A 606-nucleotide genomic window follows, 5' to 3' on the forward strand; every position below is an offset into this window, starting at 1 on the left:
AACTGGTCACCGGCGTCACTGTGATGAGCAACCACAACCGCATCATTCACCTCAGGCAATTGCTTTAGCTGTTGTTCGATTTCACCCAGCTCGATACGCAAGCCCCGGATCTTCACCTGATGATCGAGGCGGCCCAGATAATCAATGGTGCCATCGCCCCGTTGCCGCACCTGATCGCCGGTGCGGTACAGGCGGCTGCCCGGCTCACCGAAAGGATTGGGCAGAAAACGTTCTGCCGTCAGATCCGGGCGGGCAAAATAGCCCCGTGCCAACCCTGTGCCGGCCAGGTACAACTCACCGGGGACACCACGGGGGACCGGGTTGAGGTCCGTATCCAGCACATGCAGCTGAATATTGCTGATCGGTACACCGATGGGCACGGTGTGGCCGCCTTCCGGCTTTTCCTTTTCTTCTCTCTCCAGGGAACGGCACTGCCAGAAACTCACATCAATGGCGGCTTCGGTGGGGCCGTACAGGTTGTGCAGTTCCACATCGTTGCGGCTGGCGAACACGTCTTTCTGCAGCTCCATATCCAGCGCTTCGCCGCTACAGATCAGGCGCTTGAGTTGTGGCAGATGCTGCAGGCCGGTGGCATCCACAAACGCC

Annotated in this window: 1 protein-coding gene; it reads right to left on the reverse strand. The window is 59.4% G+C overall.

Annotation, left to right across the window (positions count from 1 at the left end; genetic code table 11):
• Positions 1-606, reverse strand: a 606-nt coding sequence (locus A3754_RS06725; protein ID WP_156496861.1) for an AMP-binding protein, incomplete at both ends; no start/stop codon positions are given.

This window comes from Alcanivorax sp. HI0083 (genome assembly GCF_001635175.1).